Annotated in this window: 25 protein-coding genes; 11 read left to right on the top strand and 14 right to left on the bottom strand. The window is 60.6% G+C overall.

The window, feature by feature from the left end:
* The first annotated feature begins 33 nt into the window (after window positions 1-33).
* Window positions 34-738, top strand: coding sequence for a hypothetical protein (locus LDZ24_RS20925; protein WP_248324026.1), 705 nt, complete (start codon window positions 34-36; stop codon window positions 736-738).
* A 57-nt stretch (window positions 739-795) separates the two neighbouring features.
* On the opposite strand, the gene LDZ24_RS20920 is transcribed toward LDZ24_RS20925, so the two are convergent.
* The 7 genes from LDZ24_RS20920 to LDZ24_RS20890 form a co-directional block, all read right to left on the bottom strand.
* The gene (locus LDZ24_RS20920) at window positions 796-1878 is read right to left on the bottom strand and encodes a hypothetical protein (RefSeq protein ID WP_248324025.1); all 1083 of its coding nucleotides are present in this window, start codon (window positions 1876-1878) and stop codon (window positions 796-798) included.
* A gap of 92 nt (window positions 1879-1970) precedes the next feature.
* On the bottom strand, window positions 1971-2450 hold the full coding sequence (locus LDZ24_RS20915; protein ID WP_248324024.1) for a hypothetical protein: 480 nt from the start codon (window positions 2448-2450) through the stop codon (window positions 1971-1973).
* Between the two features lie 94 nt (window positions 2451-2544).
* Window positions 2545-3378: a PRTRC system ThiF family protein gene (locus LDZ24_RS20910; RefSeq protein ID WP_248324235.1), complete on the bottom strand. Its 834-nt coding sequence runs from the start codon at window positions 3376-3378 to the stop codon at window positions 2545-2547.
* Window positions 3375-4031 (bottom strand): PRTRC system protein A, encoded by a 657-nt coding sequence (locus LDZ24_RS20905; RefSeq protein ID WP_248324023.1) that lies wholly within the window; start codon window positions 4029-4031, stop codon window positions 3375-3377. Before LDZ24_RS20905 ends, LDZ24_RS20910 begins: the two co-directional genes overlap by 4 nt.
* Window positions 4032-4056: 25 nt before the next feature.
* On the bottom strand, window positions 4057-5607 hold the full coding sequence (locus tag LDZ24_RS20900) for a class I SAM-dependent methyltransferase (RefSeq protein WP_248324022.1): 1551 nt from the start codon (window positions 5605-5607) through the stop codon (window positions 4057-4059).
* Window positions 5608-5669: 62 nt separating this feature from the next.
* Window positions 5670-6830, bottom strand: a complete 1161-nt coding sequence (locus LDZ24_RS20895; protein ID WP_248324021.1) for a phage integrase N-terminal domain-containing protein — start codon at window positions 6828-6830, stop codon at window positions 5670-5672.
* A 485-nt stretch (window positions 6831-7315) separates the two neighbouring features.
* Window positions 7316-7672 carry a hypothetical protein gene (locus LDZ24_RS20890; RefSeq protein ID WP_248324020.1) on the bottom strand — a complete coding sequence of 119 codons (357 nt, stop codon included), beginning with the start codon at window positions 7670-7672 and terminating at the stop codon, window positions 7316-7318.
* 1144 nt (window positions 7673-8816) lie between these two features.
* Here LDZ24_RS20890 and LDZ24_RS20885 point away from each other — a divergent pair.
* From LDZ24_RS20885 to LDZ24_RS20870, 4 genes are all read left to right on the top strand, one after another.
* Window positions 8817-9848, top strand: a complete 1032-nt coding sequence (locus tag LDZ24_RS20885) for a PRTRC system protein D (protein ID WP_248324019.1) — start codon at window positions 8817-8819, stop codon at window positions 9846-9848.
* Window positions 9845-10168, top strand: coding sequence for a hypothetical protein (locus LDZ24_RS20880; RefSeq protein WP_248324018.1), 324 nt, complete (start codon window positions 9845-9847; stop codon window positions 10166-10168). The genes LDZ24_RS20885 and LDZ24_RS20880 overlap by 4 nt, the downstream gene beginning before the upstream one ends.
* Window positions 10169-10277: 109 nt before the next feature.
* On the top strand, window positions 10278-10430 hold the full coding sequence (locus LDZ24_RS20875; protein ID WP_248324017.1) for a hypothetical protein: 153 nt from the start codon (window positions 10278-10280) through the stop codon (window positions 10428-10430).
* Window positions 10431-10434: 4 nt separating this feature from the next.
* Entirely contained in the window at window positions 10435-10653 is a 219-nt protein-coding gene (locus LDZ24_RS20870) for a hypothetical protein (RefSeq protein WP_248324016.1), read from the top strand.
* 349 nt (window positions 10654-11002) lie between these two features.
* Here LDZ24_RS20870 and LDZ24_RS20865 read toward each other — a convergent pair whose 3' ends face one another.
* The 7 genes from LDZ24_RS20865 to LDZ24_RS20835 all read right to left on the bottom strand — a co-directional run bounded on the left by LDZ24_RS20865 (window position 11003) and on the right by LDZ24_RS20835 (window position 18164).
* Complete coding sequence (locus tag LDZ24_RS20865) at window positions 11003-12742, bottom strand: ABC transporter substrate-binding protein (RefSeq protein ID WP_248324015.1); 1740 nt, start codon at window positions 12740-12742, stop codon at window positions 11003-11005.
* Window positions 12743-12852: 110 nt separating this feature from the next.
* A complete protein-coding gene (locus LDZ24_RS20860; RefSeq protein ID WP_175942871.1) occupies window positions 12853-13134 on the bottom strand; it encodes a DUF2160 domain-containing protein in 282 nt (93 codons plus the stop codon).
* Window positions 13134-13946: a carbohydrate ABC transporter permease gene (locus tag LDZ24_RS20855; protein WP_175942869.1), complete on the bottom strand. Its 813-nt coding sequence runs from the start codon at window positions 13944-13946 to the stop codon at window positions 13134-13136. Before LDZ24_RS20855 ends, LDZ24_RS20860 begins: the two co-directional genes overlap by 1 nt.
* Window positions 13936-14832, bottom strand: a complete 897-nt coding sequence (locus LDZ24_RS20850) for a carbohydrate ABC transporter permease (protein WP_175942867.1) — start codon at window positions 14830-14832, stop codon at window positions 13936-13938. Before LDZ24_RS20850 ends, LDZ24_RS20855 begins: the two co-directional genes overlap by 11 nt.
* Window positions 14829-15953, bottom strand: coding sequence for an ABC transporter ATP-binding protein (locus LDZ24_RS20845; RefSeq protein ID WP_248324014.1), 1125 nt, complete (start codon window positions 15951-15953; stop codon window positions 14829-14831). The genes LDZ24_RS20850 and LDZ24_RS20845 overlap by 4 nt, the downstream gene beginning before the upstream one ends.
* Window positions 15940-17031: an ABC transporter ATP-binding protein gene (locus LDZ24_RS20840; RefSeq protein WP_248324013.1), complete on the bottom strand. Its 1092-nt coding sequence runs from the start codon at window positions 17029-17031 to the stop codon at window positions 15940-15942. Before LDZ24_RS20840 ends, LDZ24_RS20845 begins: the two co-directional genes overlap by 14 nt.
* A gap of 677 nt (window positions 17032-17708) precedes the next feature.
* On the bottom strand, window positions 17709-18164 hold the full coding sequence (locus LDZ24_RS20835) for a hypothetical protein (protein ID WP_248324012.1): 456 nt from the start codon (window positions 18162-18164) through the stop codon (window positions 17709-17711).
* Window positions 18165-19118: 954 nt separating this feature from the next.
* Here LDZ24_RS20835 and LDZ24_RS20830 point away from each other — a divergent pair.
* The 6 genes from LDZ24_RS20830 to LDZ24_RS20805 all read left to right on the top strand — a co-directional run bounded on the left by LDZ24_RS20830 (window position 19119) and on the right by LDZ24_RS20805 (window position 25765).
* Window positions 19119-20372, top strand: a complete 1254-nt coding sequence (locus LDZ24_RS20830; RefSeq protein WP_248324011.1) for an MFS transporter — start codon at window positions 19119-19121, stop codon at window positions 20370-20372.
* 210 nt (window positions 20373-20582) lie between these two features.
* Complete coding sequence (locus LDZ24_RS20825; RefSeq protein ID WP_248324010.1) at window positions 20583-21512, top strand: LysR family transcriptional regulator; 930 nt, start codon at window positions 20583-20585, stop codon at window positions 21510-21512.
* Window positions 21513-21637: 125 nt separating this feature from the next.
* A complete protein-coding gene (locus LDZ24_RS20820; protein WP_248324009.1) occupies window positions 21638-22132 on the top strand; it encodes a hydroxyquinol 1,2-dioxygenase in 495 nt (164 codons plus the stop codon).
* A 40-nt stretch (window positions 22133-22172) separates the two neighbouring features.
* Window positions 22173-23192 carry a hydroxyquinol 1,2-dioxygenase gene (locus LDZ24_RS20815; RefSeq protein ID WP_248324008.1) on the top strand — a complete coding sequence of 340 codons (1020 nt, stop codon included), beginning with the start codon at window positions 22173-22175 and terminating at the stop codon, window positions 23190-23192.
* Between the two features lie 31 nt (window positions 23193-23223).
* Window positions 23224-24690, top strand: a complete 1467-nt coding sequence (locus LDZ24_RS20810; protein ID WP_248324007.1) for an aldehyde dehydrogenase family protein — start codon at window positions 23224-23226, stop codon at window positions 24688-24690.
* 7 nt (window positions 24691-24697) lie between these two features.
* The gene (locus LDZ24_RS20805; protein ID WP_248324006.1) at window positions 24698-25765 is read left to right on the top strand and encodes a maleylacetate reductase; all 1068 of its coding nucleotides are present in this window, start codon (window positions 24698-24700) and stop codon (window positions 25763-25765) included.
* Window positions 25766-25794: the final 29 nt, after the last annotated feature.

Below are 25794 nucleotides of genomic sequence, written 5' to 3'. Positions count from 1 at the left end.
AGCGCGCTCAACAAGCGTTTTCCGACGCAGAACGTGATCAACGTGACAGGCGTGCGGCGCCAGGAAAGCAGCGCGCGCAGCAAGATGGCTGTTGCGGCCCCGCTCGCTCCGCTGTCGACCAAGGGTCGCAGCGGTATGACGTGGAATGCTGTCATCGAATGGACCGTGGACGAGGTCTTCACCGAGATCGCTGCGGCCGGACTTGCGCTGCATGAGGCGTACACGGTGTATGGCGCGTCGCGCGTATCGTGCGCCTACTGCATCATGAGTTCCCTCGACGACCTGCGAGCCGCGGCAAGCTGCGCCGACAACCACGATGTCTATCGTGAGATGGTGCAGCTAGAAGCCGACTCGACGTTCGCCTTCCAAGGGCAACGGTGGCTGGCCGACGTCGCGCCCCATCTTCTGCCGCCTAAGCTGGCCACGGACGTTGCACGTGCGAAGGCTGCCGCCGTCGAGCGCCAAGCCATTGAGGCGGAGATCCCTGCACACCTGCTCTTCTCGTCGGGGTGGCCGACCGCCCGACCGACGCCCGACGAAGCGGAATTGCTCGCGAGCGTGCGCCGCCGCGTCGCCCAAACAGTCGGCATCGAGGTCGGCTACACCAGCGCGACCGAGGTTATGCGCCGGTACGACGAGCTGCTGGCACAGCGGCAAGGCGCGCCCTCGGTTGCCGACGCAGACGCCATCGCACCCGCAGCCGTGTCAGTCCCGGCGCAAGCGAGCTTCGCCTTCTAACGGGCGAAAAAAAACCACGCCCCGGAAACCGGGAGCGTGGCGTTGATCAGAACAGCATTAGGCGAGACAAAGCGAGAGCTGAACGTCCGCCGAGAAGAAAGCCGGGTCCGGCTGAGCACCCTCTCGCGCGAGCGGCACCTCCCACTGGAGTTGCGCATCGCTGAACGAACCGAGACCGTACAGCAGCCGGTCCGTGTCTTCGCGATTGAGCAAGTCGCCGAACGCGAAGCTATAGACCGCAGGGGCGCATGCGCCCTCCGTCACGAGCCCGAGCGTTTGCGCAAGCTCGTCGGCGCGGCGAGCCCGCCACTCCTCGGTGCCCTCGGGCGCGCGCGTCACCGTGATGCGCGTCGCCGCGGGCACTTGCGGAGCGTCGGTCAAGGCGTCGCGGAACGCTGGAATTGCCTTCTTGGCGAACCCCGGCGTTTCCATTTCAACCGGATAAGCGACTTCGGTGATGAAGGAGCCGACCGCGCTGTATTGCCAGCCAGCGTGACGCCACGGCGCCGCGCCCATTGCGACCAACACATTGTGCTGGTCGATCGAATGACACCGCACCTCGGGCATCCGCTCCATCGCGGTCTTCGCTGCCGACGGCACCGGCACCTCGATCTGCGCGGTCCCACAGTCGTACTCCTTGAGCACTCGCCAGACGCTGAGCGGGCCGCTGTTCCCATAGATTGAGAGCAGTAGGTCGATGTCCGCGTGCAGCGAAACGCTAAGGCTGCCGCCGACCAATTCATCGATACGAGACTCAAACCCCGCCCGGATCAACGACAGCCGGACATCATCCAACTGCGACTCAGGCACCGCCGAGTAGCACGAGGAGCCGACCGACAAATCGATCGACCGATCCCGGAGCAGCGTAGGCTTGGCAAGCTCACTTCTCCAGCTGGCGATGTAGTTTTCAGGCCGTATCGATCCATTGCGGCTGCGGAGCATCCCGCCTTCGCAACTGGTCGCGTGCGAAAAGATGCGGCGCATGACCTGCGCATAGTTGCCCAGTGCCACGGCCGACCAGTGGTCGGTGTGCGGATAGACGTTTGACTCATAGCCGCGCTCGAACAACGCGTAGATCCACTCGCCGTCGGCCTTTTGCATTGCGCCTGCGCGCTTGCCCGTCAAAATCGAAGAACCCATGTTTTGCTCCATTGGTACGCGGAGCAGCCCCAACGGGCTGCGTACCCGCTGAGGTAAAAGAGAACCGCTCCACGAGGGAGCGGCTAATGCTGTTAGCGCAGACGCGGCATAACCGAGAAGGCGGTCAGGCACTGCATGCAGCACATGACCAGGGCGAGCCAGACGCCGAATGCCGCACCGAATACAACGCCGTGTGCGCCGCACGCGGCACTTGCGCCGATAACCACCGCGACGCCGCGCGCAAGGTGCGACATCAGGAAGCGGTTGACGACCCAGTCGCACACACGGGCGAAGAGTCCTGGGCGGGCGCGGTCTCGCTGACAGGCGACCTGCCATGCGAACGAGGCCGCGAGAACGCCGAGCAGCCCGGCCATGACTCGGCCAACTCCCGATGCGTCGTGCAACAAGTGCTCGTACGCGAACCTGACGGCCATGCCGAGGTAGCCCGCCGGCGGGAGCGTATTTGCGGCCGTTGCGGCAAGAAAGGCCGCACAGCACCACCAGCGCTCTTGCCACAACGCCGCCGCCACTTTGAGCGGTGCCGAAACTACGATTTCAATGTCTTCCGACATTTCGGATACTCCTATGAGGTTGTCGTGCTTGTTGAGCACGAAAGAAAAATGCCGACCCCTTTGCGGGGGTCGGCAGTGATGGAACAACGACTTACTAGGCAGCGAGCTTGGCCTTTCGGCTTTTCCTCGCCTTCTTCACAGGCGGCTTCGGGACTTCGTACCCAAAGCGCGCCCACGCGGCCGCATCCAACGGAATCGGATTCGTGCGCCCCGTTGCGAGGTTCACAAACACGCCCGAGAACGGCACCGCGCCAGTTCGAAACATGGTCCAGAGCATGTTGAACGCTTGAACCGCGATGGCCTGATTGATGACCAGCGACTGCTTGCGCAGCGCCTCGGCCATCGAACAGGACGGGGTCTCGTCTTTCGCATCGAGCTTCGCGTCAATCAGTTCCGGAAACAACTCGCCCACATGGGGCAGCCGTTCCGGATGTTTCAGCGCGTAGCTCTTGCTACAGACTTGACCGATGACAACTTGTCCGCGATCCGTGTCGTTGCCGCAGTCGAGGTAATACGCCCCCGTGTGCTGGGCGGCGCCAACAATCGCAGCACGAGCGGCTCGCGTATCGACGCAGCCGATCACGAGATCGACGTTGTAGAGCGGCTCGCCCGGACCGAAGCGCCGGGTTTCCGCCCGCCAGTTCGTGCCCATCAGTGCGTTTAGCCGATTGACGATAAGCGATGCTTTGTACTCGCCCACGTCGTTCGGATAGAAGCCCTGCCGGCCGACGTTGGTCGGGCTGACGGTGTCGTCATCAAAGACGGTGCAGTCGATGCCGCCCGGATGGCCCAGTTCCAGCATCGCGTGGTGCAGCCGCGCCAAGCTCGGGAGCACCGCACTTCCGGTACCGCCCGCGCCGACTACGACCACATTCCAGCTTCGCTCGAGCATCCGCGAAGGAAGTTGATGTCGGATGATCCCGTTCATGCAACCTCCTGAGCGCGAGCCGCCGCGTACCAACTGCTCGGCACGCGCTCGACGTTCTCGAAGATGCCTTTAGCGCACAAGCGCATCGCCATACTCGGCACCGACGACGCGCAGTTCCCGACGACGAAAGCGAACTTCGTCTCGTGACGGTCATCTTCGTTGTCTGTCGGCGAGAAGTACGCGGGATGCGCGCCATGCGAATGGCAGTCGATGACCCGCAGTTCGCTTGGCAGAAGATCTGGTCGCTCGTACTTCAGCGACCCGGTCCCCTGTGACAGCACCTTCACAGGTGCGAGGCGAAACTGCTTCGTCTCGACGTTCCAGACGACCCACGCACCGGTTTCCAGCGGATGCGCGGCGCGCGCCATCGTGACGAACTCGCCGATCAACTCGGGCGGCACCGCACCACAGCGCAACTCTGTCGACTCGACCACTTTCCCGTACGGGATCGCGGTCGGGACCGTGTAGTGCGCAATGCGGCGAACGACCGAGAGCCACGGCAGATCGATTTCTAGGAAGACACCGTTCTCGCCGATCAGCAGCCGCTCACCTGCCGCCTGCATTGGCGCGACCGGCTCACGCCGGGGCACCATGACAGTCGGAAATGAGCGTTGAAGCGCGGCATCGGCAGGATTCAAAGCACCAGCATTCATCATCGAACTCCTTGTTTGCCGGCGATCAGCTCAGCGAGGGTAAGGTCCATAGGGACGAGCGCGTCTTTCGGGAATTGCTCGCCGTACTTGCCGTCGAGCATTGGTCCGGAAAGCGCACGCACAGACCTTCGTGCACGACTTCCCACCCCTCGCTCACGTTCTCGACCACAAACCGCGCATTGAGCTCGTCGACCGACAGGTGATACGAAACGCCATGCACCGCGTATTGGTATCGGCCGTCAGCCTCGCGGTCGAACTGAACTTCGGCGCCCGCCTTGATGAGCGGACTGGCCCAGCGCGTCGCGTCGACCTTGTGGGTCTCCTTCGCGACCCCCGACACGTGATCTTGCGATCCCGCACCAGTGGTCCAGGCAACGTGCCGCAACGGTACTGACTGTCGCTGGCTGCGTCGCATGCGTCTGCGAAAGTGCTCCATGAAACCGGGTGCGAGTTGCGGCTCCCCGCCTACGCTGCGGATCCGATCAAGCAACTGCCCGAACGCTCGCACCGGGTCGTCCTGCACAAGATACGCTTCCATATCCAGCATGCCCTGCCCGGAATAGCGAAAGCCACGGGGCAGGCGGTGACCGTCGCTCGAGTAGATGCGCTTTACGAGCACCGCATTGAGCACCATCGCCTCGTTGAAGCCGCAAGCGAAGGACAGGCGAATGCACCGACCATCGTGCGATACCTTGACCGACTTGTCGCCGGTGACGGCACGCGTGATGAACGGCACGCTGTCATCGAGCTTCTGCAGTCGCAGCCGCGCTTCGCCATAGGACCGTTCCTCGAAATGCAGGCCGAGATTCGGGCCCGGCTCCGCGAGGTCCTGAACTACCGCGCGCACGAAGTCGGACGGGCGATCGCGGTAGCGGTCGAACACGACCACCGCCGTGCGCACGTTCGCACCTTCCAGCTTGAACGCGTCGCCCGGCAGCTCGAACAAGCCCGCGGCGCGACGCTTCAGACTGTCACCCTGCTCGCCGGCGGCCATCGCCTCGGCCGTCGTGAGCGGCAACAGCGCAACCACGATGTTCGCCGCTTCCAACGCCTGATGTACCGCGTAGTCGTGGCTCAGCGCGCTGGTGTACGCGCCATACCGGCCCCACGTGGTGCATCCGAGCGGCTGAAGATGCGGCGACTCGAGGTGAATCGAGAACGGCGGATTGATCAACGCGATATCGAAGCGCGCGGGATGGATCTCTTCCATGCCGGCTCGCCGGAACTCGCAGTGGAACCCGGCCTCTTCGAATACCTTCTGACATTGCTCGATAACCTCGGCATGGACGTCGATGCCGTACACGGCATGGCGTTCCGGGTCAGCGTACTGCAACAGCCTGCCCGAGCCTACCGAGTTATCCAGGATGCGGATGCGCCGATCGATTCGCCAGCCGCTCACGAAGCTCCACATGAACGCGGCGATCGCGTCCGGGGTGAAGAACTGCCCAAGGTGCTGCCGGCGTGCCGCTGCCAGCTCGCCCTGATGAGCGATCGACGGCGCCTGCGACCCTAGACTTCGGATCGCACGCAACGGTTCATACCAGTCGCGCTCGAACGAAAACAGATCTCTCTGCACGGATTTGCTCCTAAAAATGAAAAGACCCGCCGAAGCGGGTCAGAATGAGGAACGGTCGCGGATCAATACCGGTCGCGCGAGGCGAGGTACTGCGCGCCGAACTCGCTGATGAAGAGGGACAAAGCGTCGCCCACGTCGTGGGCAAACTTGAACTGCCACTTGTCGTTGAACATCACTATTTCCAGACCCGGGAAGCTCAACTTGTCGCGGGTGGAAAAAGTGAGGCGGTGAATGTTGAAGTTGCGCAGTTGCATCGCGAGCGCGGTGAACTGGTGCTTCTTCGCGAAGGTCGCCAGACCGTCGAAGGTCGAGACAACGGTTTGCTGCGACGAGTAATAGACCTCGCGCTGCCCCTTCGACTGATACGAACCTTGAGAGGTGACGCGCTTTTCGAGAATCACCGCGCTGCTGGTGCGCTTGATCTCGGTGTCGGGCTTCAACCAGAAGCCGTCGATGATGGCCTTGGCTGCTTGCTCGAACGCAACGCGCTCGCCAGCTTCGCCGCCGAACGTTCGCTCCAAGTGTTGCCAGAAGCCGTTCAGGTCAGGGACGTTGTGCTTCCGCAGCTCTTCTTCGATATCGAGGCCGCATCGGTCGAGTTCGCGACTCTGGTCAATCTCGATTCTGCCGCCTGCGGGCGCGAACTTGCGGCTCGCCTCCATCACAAGCCGCGAGAGCAGCCGTCGGCAGAACGTGTTGAGCTCGCGCTCGACTTTGTATTCGCTTCGAACTTCCATCGCCGAATACTCGGTCATCTTCTCGATCGAATCGACTCCATTGCCCTCCCACGACTTGTCCTCGGTGGCGATGTACGAGCGAACAAGACCTTGCTCTCTGCGGTCAACGTAGCTTTCCAACGGGCCAATCAGGTTCGGCTTATGCATCCACTGGGCGAGTGCGCGAAGATAGGTCAGCTTGTTTTCGATTGTTCCGCCCGTCAGCTTCTTACGAACCCAGATGTCCACAAGTGCCTCGACGTGCTTCTGCTTCAAGGCCCACGGAGATTTCAAAGCGTATCCGTTCTCGCGAAGTTCCACGAATGCGTGGCAGATCTTCTGGATCCGATATGCCTGTGTCTTTAATGACAGCGGGTTCTTACTCACGCGAGTCCGGCTGTGCACGCGAGCGACGTTGTCCTCCAGTAGCCGTTCGAGTGCAACCTTGAAGTCCTCTGGCAAGTTGTAGCGACGAAGTTCCGAGCGGACGTTTACGGTGACCGACATTAGCGATTCCCCAGTGCTTTCTTGATCAAGTGATTAGTTGAGTAGCAGAGCGCCCGTCCCGTCTCGAACGATTGGCGCAGCTCGGGCGACCGTGCAATGTGGCCGGATATCTCAATCACACCTGCCGCCGCGGATTCCCAGCCGGCCGCCGCCGCATGCCTAAGCGCAGCTCGTCGAGCATTCACATCGTCAAAGCCGTATCGCACGGACAACTGCCACATGGACCACGCTAGGTCTGCCTCAAGCGGATGATTGACCCACGGCTCCTGGGCGGATTTCTGCGAATTTGTAGTGGTGGCATGACCCGCCGCCAGCGAGACGAAACGCCCGTGCGGCTCGACTCGCCTGAGCGATGGCTCAAGCAGGATTTCTCGAGCACTGAAGCGGAGTGCTTTAGAAACGTCTGGCGTCCAGGGCGAATAGCGCTCGACGGCCGGTCCGAAAGCGCGCAAATACAGCGGCGGCGCAGGCGCTAAAACCTCTATTCAAGGTGTGGCTTTTGCCCACGCAACCAAGCTCTCAGGGGTGACTGAAGTTTGCTCGCACAGGGAGGCGAAGTCGCCGGCATGCCCGCCGGACTTGTAGTTACATTTGTCGAGCTTCGCTAGAAACCCATCCATGTCGACCGCATTGCGCTCGAAGCGATGAGCGCGGTCCAGGTCTAGCGTCAGCCCATGATGCCGTCCGACCGAACGGAATACGTCTAGGAAAACAGGCCCCAAGACGCGGTGGTACGAGCCGACAACATATGAGCCCGTTACTGCCTTTCGAAGCACGAACACCTCCAACGGCTCCTGCATCGTTTCCTCGTTGTTTTGCGCTTGGTACGCGGACACTGACATGTGCCCGATCCCGTTGTCGCCGGGCGAGGACCGCAGGGAGCCTATCCCCTCGTCTCTTCGCGCTGCGCGCCGCGTAACCCCGCCGGGTCCAGCCTTCCTCGCCTTTAGCGATTCCATTCGATCAGCCCCGCACGTGGAAGAAACGTGCATCGACCGTCCGTTTTGCTGCGTGCTGCCGGTCTCACGCTTCGCGTGTTGACCGCCGCCGACTAGCTCCTGGTAGGCATCAACGCGGGCCCGCTTCGCGGAACCTCTCGCCGTTGATTGCTTTCCCTGCTACTGCCGACAGTCCTGTCGCGCGCTTTTCGCTGCGCGACTCGGCTATGCCGCTGCTACGGCTACCGCGCCGGCCTTAGCACTGATGCGCTGAGGCCAATTGCTCGGTAATTGCTTTTGCGCTGTCTTGTTCCGGTTGCGCCGACCGTTCGTCTTCCGTACAGGGAGCAGTCGCCTCTCTGGCTTGCTCGCTCCCCCATCCCCAAGCGCGTTGAATCCGCCGCGGTGTGTCGGGCCTCATGCAACGTACCCAGCTTCGTGTGCTGTAAGGATGCGTCCATGCCGTCGAATGCGTCGGTGTTAGCAGCAGCAGACTGTGTCCGTGTCCGCTCGCACCTCGACTCAACTTGCTTTCTCGGGCTGAACTGCCCGCAAACCCAATGGATATCGCGTGTCCGTGTTCCTCAACTTGGCTCACGGTGCGTTTGATTTGATTCAGAAAAAGGCCGCATGATTTTGCGGCCTGTGACAGAGGGGATTTTCGCTAGGCAAAGCGGTCCCCTCGATGGTCCGTATAGGAGGTTCGATGCGCTGGTCGCGCGGTTGGTGATTGGAATATTAGCCGCTCGGAAGACAACGCAATTTTCGAAAGCTGCCTAAATGTAGTGAGCTTTTGCTTCCTTGACTTTCCGTGCCGATCTGTAGAGTTGGACGCGTGTGAAGTGGACTTTTCTCACCGAATTCGTCCAGATAACTAACGGATTGAAGCAAGGCCCGGCACCCACTCTTGCTTCTCACCGTTAAGGTGGAGATAACTGACAGTTATCCGGACGTTGGAAGAGAGAACGCGTCATCACCGCCCATCTGCCACTTTTCTGTCAGATAACGGGCAGATGAGTGTGGCCTATTGAAATGCTCTGGAGAGAGAATGAACGCAATGAAAGTAAATGCGCCCGTCCTTGCTGTCGACGTCGGTTATGGCAACACGAAGGTTGCCTTTCGCAATGGATCTGACGTCTCAACGTTTATGTTCCCATCGCTGACGCCGCCGTACAAAGCACATACGATCGCCAAGGAAAGCGCCGGATTGATCACGACGCCGAAGACGATCGCCGTGGAGGTAGAAGGGAAGCGCTATCAGGTCGGCCCGGGCGTCCTGTTGAGTTCGCGCAACGGCGATGCGGGCGCGACGCTGAACGACGACTACTGCACCACTTCGAGCTATGCCGCATTGCTGGCAGGCGCGTTCCATTTCGCCAACATTGCATCGGTCGACCGCTTGGTCCTCGGTCTGCCGATGCGGAACTTCCACACCCACGTCGCGCATTTGCGCAGTGCCTTCGCCGGCAAGAATGCCTACGGCGAAGTCGAGTTCGATGTCGGGAGCGTCATCGTGCTGCCGCAGCCTCTGGGCGCATTGGTGAACTTCTCGCGCTATCACGAGTTCGACAAAGAGGATCCTCACCTTATTATTGACGTTGGCTACTTCACTACGGACTGGGTTGTGGCAACGGGGCTCACGATCGACGAGGAGCGCAGCGGAGGTCATCACAGCGGCGCATCTCACTATTACGAGGCTATCGCGGCTGTCATCAAGGAGAAACTGCATATCGACACGCAGGGGATTGAGCGGATCGATAAGGCGTTGCGCACCGGGTCCACATTGCTGCTCAACGGGAACGACTACGACCTTCGCGAGTTCCTGCCTGGAGCGCAAACGGTCATAGACGCGGCGGTTAAAGCGATCCAAGCTGGTGTGAAAAACACCGTCGACATTCGCTCAATCGTTCTTACCGGTGGAGGTGCGGCTCTCTACAAGTCCGAGATACAAGCGCGTTTCCCCCATTTGAGGATCGACCATATGGCAGATCCGTGTTTCACGAACGTCAAGGGGTTCCTTGCTGCTGGCGAGGCAACGCTGCTGCGCGATAAGAAGCGCAAGGAAGGAGTGCCCGCATGACAGGCGCTTTGGAGATCAAGGTAACAATCAGCGAAGTAGTGACGCCCGCGCTGTTCGATGCTCTGGTTGCGATCTCCAACCCGAGGCAGCGTGCGGCGCTGTTGAAGCGCCTTGCCGAAGATGCGCTGCGAGGCAGCGTTTCGGTCAGCCACCAGCCGGGGACGCGCGATGCGCCGGCTGCGACCGGTCAGCCAATCGCCGGACCAACGATCGTTACATCCGCGGGCGACGCGGTCGTTACAGCTGCGAGCAAAACCGACCGCGACGGTGAACCGGACTTCGACTACGCGTTTCTGGCTGAAAACCTGAACTTCGGTTGACGCCGCGATGGAAGGGGGCGTCAGTGCACTTCGCGCCCGCTTGACAATGCGAGAATGCTGACAAGATAGGAACGTATAGTTCAGGCCTGCATAGGCGACGGAGGAAGAAATGGGCTTTTTAGAAACCTTGGCGCAAGCCGACTGGACGCGCGGCGTTCGCATGTGGATTTTGGTGGCCGCCGCGCTGGCTGCGTGGGAGGCAGCTTATCTGTTTCATCGTGCCTGGCTCCGCTCAGCTGAAGGAGCCGATGATGTACGCTAGGTTCATGGCGCTGCCGTTTTACACGCGACGCACCATTATCGCCACCGCGTCGTTTTTCTCCATGTTCGTGATTGTCCATCTGCCGAAGAACGGATTCAGCGAATCGTTGTTGTTCGCGGCGGGGCTCACTCTGCTCTGGGCAGTGGGTATCTTGATCCCCTTCCTCAAGATCCTTTTCTTTGTGTTGAAGTGGCGTCTCAACTACGTTGTGCGCTTCAAATAGTCGTCGGAACGACGAGAAAAAAAACCCCGACCAATGGTCGGGGTTTTTTTTTTTAGGGGGGTGCTCAGTGCAGCAGAGAGACACCTTGTGCGCTCGCCTGTCGACGAATGCAGTAAAACCAAGCAGTGTCCAGCGTGACGCCCTGCTTCTCCAGCCGGGCATGACCACCTCGTTTGCGGTCGATCACGTCGTAGGCTTCCGCCTCGGACTTCCCTACTCTGACCGATAGCTTCTGAAGCAGAACGCGATGCGCCGGTTGCGAGGCCGGCGCATCGCGTTTGTCGATAGGCGCTGGAGCGCGGCTTGCCAGCGGCCCTGTGCGTTGAGACCGCCGAGCACCCGCGAATCACTACCGTACCTTGCCCGCCTTCCAGGCTGACAGCAGTTGCTCATACTTCACTGTTTCGCCCTTGGGTTTTTCGTTGTCAAGGCGCTTCCAAGGCGCATGCTGGTCTGACAGCCACTTGGACGGATCGCTTTGCGGATTGAGTTCCGGCGCGCAAACCTTCATTCCGGCTCGCTGCAAACGGGCCAACACCTGATCCATTTCTTTCGCGAGGTTGTCCATTGCAGCCTGCGGAGTCTTCTCACCCGCGACCGCGGTGCCCACGTTCTTCCACCAGAGTTGCGCCATCTTCGGATAATCGGGCACGTTGTTGCCGGTCGGCGTCCACGCGACGCGCGCCGGACTGCGATAGAACTCGATCAAGCCGCCGTATTTGTCCGCGTTTTTCGTGAAGTAGTCGCTATGAATATCGGAGTCGCGAATGAACGTGAGACCGACAATCGACTTCTTGAGCGACACGCTCTTCGACGTGACGAACTGCGCGTACAGCCATGCGGCGGCTCGCTGCTTCGGCGGCGTCGACTTGAAGAACGTCCACGAGCCGACATCCTGATAGCCGTTCTGCATGCCGTCTTTCCAGTAAGCGCCGTGCGGCGACGGCGCCATGCGCCACTTCGGCGTGCCGTCCGCATTCGTGACGTTGCCCGGCTTGAGCATCGACGCCGTGAACGCCGTGTACCAGAACACCTGTTGCGCAATACGGCCTTGCGCGGGCACCGGGCCAGCCTCGCTGAAGGTCATGCCCGACGCTTCCGGCGGCGCGTATTTCTTGAGCCAGTCGATGTACTTGGTCGTCGCATACACTGCTGCCGGGCTGTTGGTGCCGCCGCCGCGCGATACCGACGCACCCACCGGATGACAGCCGTCGGGCGTCACGCGAATGCCCCATTCGTCGACGGGCATGCCGTTCGGAATGCCCTTGTCGGCTGCGCCCGCCATCGAGAGCCATGCGTCCGTGAAGCGCCAGCCGAGCGATGGGTCCTTCTTGCCGTAATCCATATGGCCGTAAACTTTCTCTCCGTCGATGTTCTTCACATCGTTCGTGAAGAACTCGGCGATGTCTTCGTACGCGGACCAGTTGACCGGCACGCCGAGATCGTAGCCATACTTCGCCTTGAACTTGTCCTGCAGATCCTTGCGTGCGAACCAGTCCGCGCGGAACCAGTAGAGATTCGCGAACTGTTGGTCGGGAAGCTGATAGAGCTTCTTGTCGGGCGCGGTGGTAAAGCTCGTGCCGATGAAGTCTTTCAGGTCGAGCCCGGGGTTCGTGTATTCCTTGCCCTCCCCTGCCATGTAATCGGACAGCGGAACAATCACGCCATAGCGATAGTGCGTTCCGATCAGATCGGAGTCCGAGATCCAGCCGTCGTAGATGCTTTGCCCGGATTGCATCGAGGTCTGCAATTTCTCGACGACGTCGCCTTCCTGAATGATGTCGTGCTTCACCTGAATGCCGGTGATTTCACTGAACGCGGCAGCGAGCGTCTTTGATTCGTAGGTATGCGTGTCGATGGTTTCCGACACGACATGAATCTCCTTGACGCCCTGCGATTTGAGTTTCGCAGCGGTGTCGATGAACCATTTCATCTCGTCCATCTGCTGCTGTTTCGAAAGCGTGCTCGGTTGAAACTCGCTGTCCACCCATTTCTGCGCCTCGGGCGTGCCCGCGAGCGCCTGATTCGCGAAGGCACCTGACACGATGCTCGCCAATGCCAGCGTGACGATCCGTCTCCTCTGATGCATGGTGTTCTCCTGTTTCTTCCGTGCCCCTTCGACCGTGTCGGCGCCCGCTGGGGGCATCAGCGGAACCGGCAGTTGCCCGTCTCCATTGCATGCGTCCATGCGTCCGATTGCTAGCCCTTCCACATGATCGCGAGCAGTATCAGCACGGAGGCCGCGAACCCCGGCCAGGAACTGGCGCCCTCGTCGCTGATTGCGAGCCACGCGAGATTGATATACGCGGCAGTCAACAGGCCGATGAACAGCCGGTCACCGCGCGTCGTCGGAATAGGCAAAAAGCCCTTGCGTTCATGAGTGGGCGAGCGCAGTTCCCATACGGTCATGCCGCCCAGCATCACGACGATGCAGGCGAAGAAGATCGCCACCTCGGGGGTCCAGTACATCCAGGTGAACATCACACTCTCCCCATCGCGAAGCCTTTCGCGATGTAGTTGCGCACGAAGTAGATCACCAGCGCGCCGGGAACGATGGTCAGCACGCCCGCCGCCGACAGCACGCCCCAATCCATGCCGGCCGCCGACACGGTCCGCGTCATCACCGCAGCGATAGGTTTCGCGTTGACAGAAGTCAGCGTGCGCGCGAGCAGCAGTTCGACCCAGCTGAACATGAAGCAGAAAAAAGCCGTGACGCCGACGCCCGACTTGATGAGCGGGAGAAAGATCTTCACGAAGAATGCGGGAAACGAATAACCGTCGATGTACGCGGTTTCGTCTATCTCTCGGGAGACGCCCGACATGAAACCTTCGAGAATCCACACGGCAAGCGGCACGTTGAACAGCATGTGCGCGAGTGCGACGGCAATGTACGTGTCGGTCAGGCCGACGCTCGAATACAGCTGGAAGAATGGAAGCAGGAATACGGCGGGCGGCGTCATGCGGTTGGTCAGCAGCCAGAAGAACATATGCTTGTCGCCGAGAAAGCGATATCGCGAGAACGCGTACGCGGCAGGCAATGCGACCAACACCGACATCACCGTGTTCATGAGCACGTAGATGATCGAATTGATGTAGCCCCAGTACCACGAGGGATCGGTGAAGATCACCTTGTAGTTCGCTAGCGTCGCGTGCTGCGGCAGCGTGGCGAACGTCGACATGGTCTCCTCGTTCGTGCGCAGTGAGATGGAAACCATCCAGTAAAGCGGAATGAGCGCGAACAGCACATAGACGACGAGCATCGACGTCCGCATCCAGCGGCGCTTATCCTGCATGGTCGGCTCCTTGCGCGGCGGATTCGCCTTTGCCTACGCGGCTCATCCAGCTATAGAGAATGAAGCAAAGCAGCAGAATGATCAGGAAATAAATCAGCGAGAAAGCCGCCGCCGGTCCCAGGTCGAACTGACCGACCGCTTTCTGAGTCAGATACTGACTGAGGAATGTCGTGGAATTGCCGGGACCGCCGCCTGTCAGCACGAACGGCTCGGTGTAGATCATGAAGCTGTCCATGAAGCGCAGCAACACGGCGATCATCAGCACGCCGCGCATCTTCGGCAATTCGATGTAGCGGAATACCGCGAAGCGGCTCGCGCCATCTATTTCCGCGGCCTGATAGAAGGCGTCCGGAATCGCGCGCAATCCCGCATAGCACAGCAGCGCGACGAGCGGCGTCCAGTGCCAGATGTCCATCACGAGCACGGTGATCCATGCGGCCGTGGGACTCGCCGTATAGTTATAGTCGAAGCCGAGACTATTCAGCCAGTAGCCGAGCAGTCCGATATCCGGGCGCCCGAAGATCTGCCAGATCGTGCCCACCACGTTCCACGGAATCAGCAACGGCATGGCAAGCACGATGAGCGTGGCCGATGCCCGCCATCCGGAAGCCGGCATCGACAATGCGAGACCCACGCCCAATGGAATCTCGAACAGCAGAACGCACGCGGAGAAGATGACCTGTCTGCCGAGCGCCTCGCGCAGATCCGGGTCGGTCATGATGTTGCGAAACCATTCCGTACCGACGAACACGTGCTGGGTCGGCCCGATGATGTCCTGCACCGAATAATTGACCACCGTCATCAGCGGCAGGATCGCGGAGAACGCGACGCAGATGAACACCGGAATGACCAGCAACCATGCCTTTTGATTGACGGGCTTGTTCATCGCGCGGCCCCTTCCAGAATGCGGGTTTCGATTCTCTCGTCGTTGCAGAAGAACACGGTTTCAGGCGCGATGAGATGCAGCCAGGCAGGGCCGTCGACAACTCTTAGATGCGGCTCGAGCTTCGCATTGAAAACATGGCCGTCGCATTGCAAGGTGACCAGTTGATAGTTGCCGAGCTGTTGCGCGCGCAGCACTTGCGCGGCGACCGCGCCGGCTTCTCCTTCCTGCGAGAGGCGGACGAACTCAGGGCGAATCCCCAGCTTGAGCGCGCCGCTTGACTGCTGATGCGCGGCCCGTAGCGTCGCGAGCGTGCCGGCGTCGAGCGGCAAACGCTGCGAGCCGATTCTTGCGCCGTCGCCGTCGAGCTCGATCGGACAAAGATTCATGCCCGGACTGCCGATGAAGTAGCCTACAAAAGCGTGATCCGGCCGCAGAAAGAGCGCATCGGCTCCTCCCTTCTGAACGACGCGGCCATTCGTCATGACCACGACTTCATCGGCGAAAGTCAGCGCTTCTACCTGATCGTGCGTCACGTAGATCAGTGTGAGCTTGAGTTGCTGATGAATCTTCTTCAACTGGCGGCGCAACATCCACTTCATCGCCGGGTCGATCACGGTCAACGGTTCGTCGAAGAGAATCGCCGCGACGTCCTTGCGCACGAGGCCGCGCCCGAGCGAGATTTTCTGTTTGGCGTCGGCGGCCAGATTGCTCGCCCTGAGCGGCAGGTCGCGCGTCATATCGAGGATGTCCGCGACTTCGTGCACGCGCTTTTTGACCTCGGCGTCCGGCAGCTTGCGATTACGGAGCGGAAACGCGAGGTTCTCGTAGACGGTCATCGTGTCGTAGACCACGGGGAACTGGAACACCTGCGCGATGTTGCGCTGACGTGCGCCGAGCGCCGTCACATCGCGTCCGTCGAACAACACCTTGCCCTCGGACGGCCTCACGAGCCCCGACACGATGTTCAGTAGCGTGGTCTTGCCGCACCCCGATGGACCGAGCAACGCATAAGCGCCGCCGTCATCCCAGACCATGCTCATAGGTTGAAGCGCGTAGTCGTCGCGCGTCGCGGGACCTGGTCCATAAGCGTGCCCGAGATTCGTGAACTCAATGCGCGCCATGAGCTGCCTCCGGGCTGGACACCAGTCGGGTATCCGCACCGAACACGAACAGTTCTCGCGGGTCGATGAAAACGTCGAGCTGCGCGCCGAGCTCGATCTGATGCACGCCCTGCAACTGCGCAACCAGATTGACCGCGCCGGTCAGCGTGCGCAGATGCAGGTACGTTTCGGAGCCGCTCAGTTCAGCGAGTTCGAGCCGGCACGGAACGGCGATCGCATGAGAGGCCTTTGCCTGAAGACGCAGATGCCCCGGCCGGATGCCGATGCGGCACGCGCCGTTCACAGCGTCCGCGTGCTGGACCGGCACCTCCACGCCGATCGGCAGACGCGCGCGGCCGTTGCCGCAGTCGCTCGACAGCATGTTCATCGGCGGGTCGTTGAACACAGCCGCAGCCGCGACGTTGACCGGAGCGTTATAGACGTCGAGCGTGGGGCCGAACTGCAGGACCCGGCCTTTATCGACGATCGCCGTATAGCCGCCCAGCAGTAGCGCTTCGAGAGGTTCGGTGGTCGCGTACACGACGGTGGTATTGCCGTCGGCGAAGAGCGTAGTCAGTTCCATGCGCAGTTCCTCGCGCAGCTTGTAATCGAGATTGACGAGCGGCTCGTCGAGCAGCACCAGCGACGTACGCTTCACGAGTGCACGCGCGAGCGCGCAGCGCTGCTGTTGTCCGCCTGACAGTTCGCCGGGCCGCCGCTCCAACAAATGATCGATATGCAATTTGCCTGCGACTTCCTGCACGCGCCGGCGGATCTCGGCGGCGTCGGTCTTTTGCAGGCGCAAAGGCGAGGCGATGTTCTCGAATACCGTCATCGCCGGGTAGTTGATGAACTGCTGATAGACCATCGCGAGATTGCGCTGACGCACGCTGACGCCTGTCACATCGTGACCGTCGACGAGCACTCGGCCCTCACTCGGCCTGTCGAGACCCGCCATGACGCGCATCAGCGTGGTTTTACCGGCCTGCGTGGGTCCGAGGAGCACATTGATAGCGCCTGGGACGAGGCGCAAATCCACGCCGTACAGATGCGGTTGCCCGCCAGAAACGACACTGACTCGCTCCAGTTCCAGGACCAAATCGCTCTCCTTTGCGGCGTGCGCGACGCCAGTCGCAGAGGCGGGGCTTCAAGGCGTCGATTGGATTTCGCTTGGATTACGTGCAGCAGCCAGAATGTCCCTTTTGTTGGATTTCGTTTAAATCGGGGTAAACCTTACGACAGGAAGAAAGGGAGGCGACGGTGGGCGGCCGAAGGGACAGTTGGGCTCGTCATACGCACGATCATTTTTCAATGTCGTGGACAGGCGGGATCACGCGGACGTGGGCGGGAGGGGCGGGTCTCGGGTTCTCGCTGGCGGGCGTCGTGCGCGTCAGCAAGGTGGCAATGCAGAAAGACAGACGCTACAGGAAAGTCATGGGCTAGCGGGGTTGTACAGTCCGACTTGGACAGCGATGCGGAACACAGCCGCCGCGACCGCTTGCAGAGATGCAACGAAACGCAGCACCTTGTCGGGCCGACCGTCAGTCACTCACTGTTCGGCGGGTTCGCAGTCGAAAGCCGGCAGAGCTTCGTCGCAATACTCAGAAGGCGTTGGAGAGCAAGCGCTGAGGGTTTTCCGTAAGCGCATGTGGATGCACCTGCGCTTGCTGCGCGAGAGAATGCGCAACGCCTTTGCTGAATCGACGTGGCGACACAGCGCATCTCAAGTACTGATCCATGCTCCGCTAGCGCGTGCAACGATACGGATGAAACGGCTCAGGGCAAAAGATAGCTACCGGTTTTCTTCCCGATGTAATGGTAGGACCCTTTCTCGGCGGGCAGCACTTGGACTTGTTGCCAGTCGAACTGGCCTTGTATGCCCTTGAACTTACCCGTGCCGGAACTCAACGTCCCCTTTCCGGACGTTGAGCCCGAAGCATAGCTGAATGCCTCGACGAACTTGTCCCCATCCTTATCGGTGTACACGCAGTAGCCGGTCCCGCTTTGTGCAGTGAAGCCGGCTTCTAGACAGTGGGCCGACACGTTGCGCATGAACGGCGTCTTGTTGTCATTTCCCATCAACAGAGTCGACTCGAACAAGTACACAACATCATCCCCGCTGACGGCGACCTCTTTCACGCCCGTCCCCGCAGCGGTGTACGTCGCGTCGATGACTCCTTTCTTCGGGATGGTCTGAGCGGCACCGTTAGACGCCGCGACAATCGTGAGCAAGCAAAGAGCTAGTTGACCTCTGCTAACACGTCCGAATGATCTGTTCATTGTCGTCCCCTGCCGTTGAATCGCTTTGGCGAACGAGCCGAAAACGCGTCGATATGCTTCGCATTCCTATGCTATTAACGCGTCTGACAAAACGAATGATTCTCGCGTAACTCGTTCGAAAGGCTTCTCCAAGGTTATAGAGGGTTTCGCCGCGAATATCAAATGGCCTGTTTCGAGGTGCTGCTCGTAGGGACACGACAATTTCACGTCCTAAGCACCCTTTTGGCTTGGATCTCCTGCTGACGACAAAAGCTCGAAGCGAGCGGGCTATACAGACGCCGCACGGGAGCGACGGGCGGTAGCTAAGCCGGGCAACTTCGTCGGCATTGTAAGACGATGCTTTTCCCTTCTCACACGGCTAACGCCAGCGAAAAGGTCCAGTGCAGTCTTGCAACGCTATCTGTTGGCATACCTTAATTCGGCACTTTCCCTTCGCCTCGTTCCTGTCGAGCGCGCTGCTTCAACCTTCGACCACCTGTTGCTCAGCGTGCTCAGAGACGACGTCGGTTATGCAACGTTGAGACGGTGCCGAGGCGGGTTTGCCCACTCGTAGAGCAAGGCTCCGTCACACTCGCCGCGCGACTGTCTACAGGGGAATCCCCTAATGCGTTCCTGAAGACGGCGCCTCGGTGCTGCAGTAGGTCGCGGCAGCCTTCTGCCGACACGTTCGCCACCACGCTGACCCAATTATTCGTATTTCGCAAATGGCGCGTTCGCTGATTGTTCCATACCAAGGACTCGCGCCCGCACCCTATCTTTCGGTCGTTGCCCCTTTGTATCGAATCGTGCTCTCTCAAAGGCGGACGACCACACTCGCGGATTTCACCGCGCACAACTGCAACAGAGTCGGTACGTGCAACTGCGCTCATTGCGCACCTGCAACAACTGACTCTCTCGGAGACGGAAATGAAAGAAACTGACTGGGACACTTCGTACGAATGGAAGGCAGTCACGCTGCTGGCATTGGGCTTCGGGCTGGTGGGATTGGACAGATGGCTCATCGCGCCGCTGTTTCCGTCGATGATGAAGGACCTCGGACTGACGGCGCAGGACGTAGGAAACTGCATCGGAGTCCTTGGCCTGTCGTGGGGCGTATTCGCGGCGCTGATGGGAGGCATCTCGGACAAGGTGGGCCGCAGGAAGGTGCTTATTCCGGCGATCATCGCGTTCTCGCTGCTTTCGGGCTTCTCTGGTCTCGCTGGCGGGCTCTTCAGTCTCATCGCGATTCGTGGGCTGATGGGTGTCGCAGAGGGCTCCTTTTGCCCGACCAGCTTCGCGGCGACAGCTGATGCATCGCTTCCGCGCCGTCGCGGCCTGAACCTCGGTCTACAGCAGAGTGGTTTTGCGCTCTTCGGCTTGGCGTTGTCGCCCATCATCGCCACGCAGTTGCTCGCTTTCGTTACGTGGCGTTGGGTCTTTGCTTTAGTTGCGATTCCGGGCCTAATTCTCGGAGCGCTCATGTTCTTTGTCATTCGCGAGCCGAAAGTCGTTAAGGAGGTTGCTTCGGAACATGCGCCGGCATCGCTAGGCCATGTCCTCAAGAGTCGAAACATTCTTGTCGCCATGCTGGCGTTGTGCTGCGCAATGACGGGGGTGTTCGTGCTCGGCGCCCTGCTGCCCCTTTATCTCACTGACTACCTCTCGCTCGATACACAAAAGATGGGCCTCGTCGTCTCGGCTATCGGCTTTGGCGGTTTTCTAGGCCAGTTCGGTTTGCCTGGCCTCTCGGACCTCGTCGGGCGCCGACTGGCGAGCATCGTGGGCTTCGCCGGAACGGCCGTGATGCTCTATATCTTCCGCGGTCTCGGCGCTCAGCCGCTCGCGCTTTTTGCTGTGCTATTTGTCGCGTCCTTCTTTACGCTGGGCCTCGTCTCGCTGCTGTCCGGACCCGTGGCGACAGAGGCTGCACCGGTCGGACTTGTCTCGACATCCATTGGCGCAGTGGTGGGCGTAGGCGAGATTTTCGGCGGCGGGATTGCGCCGGCGATGGGCGGCTATGTCGCCACCCACTTCGGTATCGCGAACATCCTCTGGCTGCCGATGTGCGCTGTCATCCTCGGCATTCTGGTCAGCTTGCTTCTGAAGGAGACCGCGCCGGCAGTCGTTCAGCGTCGCGCGGTCCTTCGGCCTGAACTCACTGCAGGCGAGCAGCCGAGGTAACTCAAGCACGATTCGATGCGTCTGCTATGCCGCCTCGGAAGGCATGACGGTTATTCACTCGTTGGCTTCGACAATAGACGTTGGCCTTTTCTCGAAGTCGACCGCCTGCACCCTTTCCGCAGTTAAACAAGGAACACGAGCCAACCATTCTTTCGCAGTCTGAGTCGTCCGGTCCATTTAAACTGGTGTTTTGCACAGGGAAAGCGCCATATGGACCGGTTTCTCAGCATTGAGGCATTCGTGAGAGTGGCGGAAACAAGCAGCTTCGCCGAAGCGGCGAGACAGCTCGGTGTGACGAGTTCGGTCGTGACCAACCGCATCCAGCAGTTGGAGAAGTTCGTCAATGCGCCGCTCTTCCACCGCAGCACGCGCCACGTCCGACTTTCGGAAGTCGGCGAAGCGTTCTATCGCGAATGCGCCGAGGTCGTGGGCCGCGTGAATGAACTGACCGACCAGATGCGCGAGCTCCGCGCGACGCCGACGGGGCGCTTGCGCATTCAGATGCTTCCCGGCTTTGCTCTTGGACATTTCGGCGCGCCGCTCGCCGAATTCAACAGACGCTATCCGGGGATTCAACTCGATATCATCGTGAATGACCGGGTTGTCGACCCAGTCGAAGAAGGCTTCGATATCGCGTTCCAGATTTTCCCTCCCATCTCGGAGTCGCTCATCGAGCGTCGACTATTCAACGTTCGCCGCCTGTTTTGTGCATCGCCTGCTTACCTTGAAAAGCATGGTGCTCCGCAGCATCCGCGTGACTTGCTGCATCACATCACCGCGCTGTATTCGGGATATCCCTCACGAAACCGCTGGACGATGATCCACGGTACGGAGGTCGTGGAAATGGAATTGCCGGGCATGATTCGTTCGAATTCTGTGCACTTACTGAAGGACTATGCGCTGACAGGCGGAGGCATCGTATGTTTGCCGACCTTGGTCGCCAGCGAGGCGCTCGTGAGCGGGACACTGGTGCCCATCTTGACGGACTATGAACTCTCGACGTTGAACTTCGCAGCCGTCTATCCGGCGACCCAGCGCCAGGCATTGAAGGTCAAGGCGCTTGTCGAATTCCTCATCGAATATCTGGGTCCTGAGCCGTCGTGGGACCTGCCGTTGCTCGAGCGCGGCTGGGTGCGGTAAGCCGCGTCGTCGCCGGCCGATTATTCGCGAATCGCAAATGCCGTAGTCGGTGACTCGCAGGTTGTTGCGGCCAGTTGTTGCCCCTAGAGTTGAACGTAACGAGCAGTTCAACACAGGAGACAGCAATGACCGACACTGCATTCCATACCGTCTTTGGCTCCCTCGATAACTTCAAGAAAGGTGGCGTCGAAATCACGAGCGGGAGCGCTCGCCACTACGCGTTTTCGAACGTGTTCGAGGTCGCATCGAAATCGGCACCCTACGAGAAGGTCGTCGCCGGCAAGAACCTCGAATACGTGATCGAAGTACTGCGTACCGAGGGCACATCGCCGTGGTACACATGCGCGCACGACGAATTCACTATTCAGATGGACGGCGAAGTCCGCATCGAATTCATCAAGCTCGAAAACCCGCCGACGTCCGGGCGCGGAACCGTGAGCGCAGGCACCGAGCCCGTCGGGCGAAAGATGGGCCACGTGGTGCTGCGCAAAGGGCATCAGGCACTGCTCCCCGCGGGCTGCGCATACCGCTTTACCGCGAGCAAACCGGGGGTCGCGCTCGTGCAGACCGTACTCGGCGCGCTGTCCGTAGAGAAGTGGGCAGATATCTGTCTGCACTAAAAGCCCGACCAGCGATATCCAACGTTTCAGGAGACAAGTCATGGCCACCCTCGACACGCTCGACCATCCCGCAGACTTCGCAGCCGACACCGTGCGCTCGACGGAACCGGACGCCATCACGGGCTACCGCCGCTTTCAGCTCGGTGAATTCGAGTTCCAGCGCGACGAGTATTTCGTGAAAATCAGTTGGCCCGCAAAAGGTCAGACGCGTACGCACGCCGTGCCGGCAGACGCATTCCTGCGCGCAATGATGCGCGATGTGGCATGGGGCTTCTTCTACGGCTGGGTCAACTTCGACCATGTGTTCGGCACGCGCAATCATTACGGCAAGGTGGATGTGTACGCCGGCACGTTCAACGGCATCATGAAGGAAGCGGGCGTCGACTATACGGAGACCTTCGAAACGCCGACTATCATGGCGACGTTCAAGGCCATCCTACACGACTGGACCAACGAAGGCTTCGACCCGTTCGCAGCGCCGGAAGAAACCGGAACGGCGTTCGGGCGCAAGCATGGCGAGAACGACGCGGCGATCGAACGCACGCGCATTGCGACGCGCCGCATGCCGGGCCTTGCGGGCGACTCGCCGCTGCGCAACGATCTACCGGTCAATCGCGCGTTCCTCGACGTCGCGCAGGATGAGCCGGAAGTCCATGTCGAGCCGGGATTCGAAGGCGAGCTTCACGCGTTCAACCTCTTCAAATATCTTTCCCGTTCAGATGTGACGTGGAACCCGTCGGTGACCTCCGTCTGCGGCCTTAGCCTGTTCTGTCCGACCACCGAAGAGTTCATCTTGCCCGTGTTCCACGGAAACGACCGCGTCGAGTGGTTCCTGCAGCTCTCCGACGAAATCGTCTGGGATATCGGCGACAAGAACACCGGCGCACCGCGCGCTCGAATCACCATGCGCGCCGGCGACATCTGCGCGATGCCGGCCGACATCCGGCATCAAGGCTACTCGACGAAGCGCTCGATGCTGCTGGTTTGGGAGAACGCCACGCCTGATCTGCCACAGCGCTATGAGAGCGGTGAACTTGCCCCGTATCCCATTGCGTTCTAAGCAGAACGAAGCATCGAATCGAGGAAGACTCATGCAGAACCAACTCTTCATTGACGGCCGCTTTGTCGATGCCGTCGATCGCGGCACCATCGACGTGCTCAATCCGCACGACGGCTCGCTCATTACAAAGATCGCGGCGGCGACTGCCGCAGATGTCGATCTCGCCGTCGACGCAGCCACTCGCGCATTCCCGAAGTGGTCGGCCATGGCGGCGGCCGAACGTGGCCGGCTCCTGCTGCGCCTTGCCGACGCCATCGAGGCGAACGCCGAGGAGCTCGCGCAGCTCGAATCGCTCGATACCGGCCACCCGATTCGCGATTCCCGCGCGCTCGACGTACCGCGTACAGCCGCGTGCTTCCGTTACTTCGGCGGCATGGCCGATAAGCTGCAAGGCTCCGTGGTTCCCGTGGAAACCGGGTTCCTCAACTACGTGCAGCGCGCGCCTATCGGCGTAGTCGGCCAGATTGTTCCGTGGAATTTCCCGCTGATGTTCACGAGCTGGAAGATGGGGCCGGCGCTCGCTGCGGGCAATACGGTGGTATTGAAGCCTTCGGAGATCACGCCTCTATCGACGTTGCGCATCGTCGAAATCATGGCCGAGGTCGGCTTCCCCGCAGGCGTCGTCAACATCGTACCGGGCTATGGACACACGGCCGGCCAGCGGCTCGCCGAACACCCGGGCGTGGGAAAAATTGCATTTACCGGGTCGACGGCGACTGGTCGCCGAATCGTCGACGCCTCGCAGGGCAACCTCAAGCGTGTGCAACTGGAACTCGGCGGCAAAGGCGCGAACATCGTGTTCGACGACGCGGATCTCGATGCCGCCATCAACGGCGCCGCGTGGGCCATCTTTCACAACCAGGGGCAGGCATGTATCGCGGGTTCACGTCTAATTCTGCATGAACGCATCGCGGACGAGTTTCTCGAGCGATTCGTTTCGCTGGCTTCGTCTATTCGTGTCGGCAACCCTCTGGACGACGATACGGAAATGGGGCCGCTCACATCGAAGCAGCATCTGGACCGCGTGCTGACGTTCGTCGACGTGGCGCGAGAACAAGGCGGTCGCGTACTCACGGGCGGTAGCGCCCCGCAAGACAGTGCCTTGGCGAATGGCTATTACGTCCGTCCAACTGTCATCGAGGCGAAAAGCGCGTCCGACCGTATCGCTCAAGAAGAAGTGTTCGGTCCGTTTGTCACGGTTCTGCGCTTCGGCAGTGACGAGGAAGCGCTCGCTATCGCAAACTCGACCGAATATGGATTGGGCAGCGGCCTCTGGACTCGCGACCTGTCTCGCGCGCACAAGACCGCGTCGCGAATTAATGCCGGCATGTGCTGGATCAACTGCTACAAGCGGGTGAATCCAGGCAGCCCGTTCGGCGGTGTGGGCAAGTCGGGCTACGGTCGCGAGATGGGCTTCGAAGCGATGCACGACTACACGGAAGCGCGCTCGGTGTGGGTCAATGTCGACGGTAACGTGCCGCCGCACTTCAAGCGTTGAGGTCTTCATGGAGCGCTTTGTCTATCAGGGAACCCCTACGCGAGTCGTCTTCGAATGGGGCGCACTCGGTAAGCTGCCCGACGAACTGACGAAGCTCAGCGCGCGGCGAGCGCTTATTTTGTCGACGCCTGAGCAACGGCATCTCGCTGACCACGTGGCGGACGTCCTCGGCGAGCGCGCCGCAGGCGTCTGTGCCGAGGCGGTCATGCACGTTCCAATGGAGGTCGCCCGCGCGGCTTGCGACACGGCTCGCGACATGGATGCGGACTGCTGCATTGCGATTGGCGGCGGCTCCACCATCGGACTAGGCAAGGCGATAGCACTCGAGTCGTCCTTGCCCATCCTCGCGGTGCCGACCACGTACGCAGGCTCGGAGATGACGCCGATATATGGACTCACCGAAGGCCGTCTGAAGCGCACTGGCCGCGATGTGCGCGTGTTGCCGCGCACCGTCTTGTATGACCCGTCGCTAACCCTGTCGCTTCCTGCCGGCATCTCGGCCGCTTCCGGCGTCAACGCTCTGGCGCATGCGGTAGAGGCGCTTTACGCCGACGACGCCAATCCTGTCATAAGCTTGATGGCCGAGGAGTCAATACGCGCGCTCAGCGAAGCGTTGCCGGTGATAGTCAAAACGCCGGGCGATCGCGACATGCGCAGCCGTGCGTTATATGGCGCGTGGCTCGCAGGCACCTGCCTCGGCGCGGTCAGCATGGCCGTTCATCACAAGCTATGTCACACGCTAGGCGGCACGTTCAATCTTCCTCACGCACAGACTCACGCGGCAATGTTGCCTCATACGGCGCACTATAACCACGTTGCTGCGCCCGAGGCGTTGCTTCGCGTCGCCCGGGCGCTCGGCGGAAACGAAGCCGCGGAGGCGGGCCCGCTGCTGTTCGAGTTGAACGAGAAGCTCAGCATTTCCGCGGCGCTGGCCGATATCGGCATGCCGTATGCCGGACTCGACGAAGCAGCGGATATCGCCTGCAAGAACCCGTATGCGAATCCGCGGCCGATTGAACGCGCGGCGATTCGTGCGCTGCTTCAGGACGCGTGGGAAGGACGGTCACCGCATTGAGCGGTCGCCGAATAGACATGGAGACAAAC

Source organism: Caballeronia sp. Sq4a (genome assembly GCF_023170545.1).
Classification (GTDB): domain Bacteria; phylum Pseudomonadota; class Gammaproteobacteria; order Burkholderiales; family Burkholderiaceae; genus Caballeronia.
Note: the sequence above shows the minus strand (reverse complement) of the source record. Positions and strands in the feature narration are given on the sequence as shown.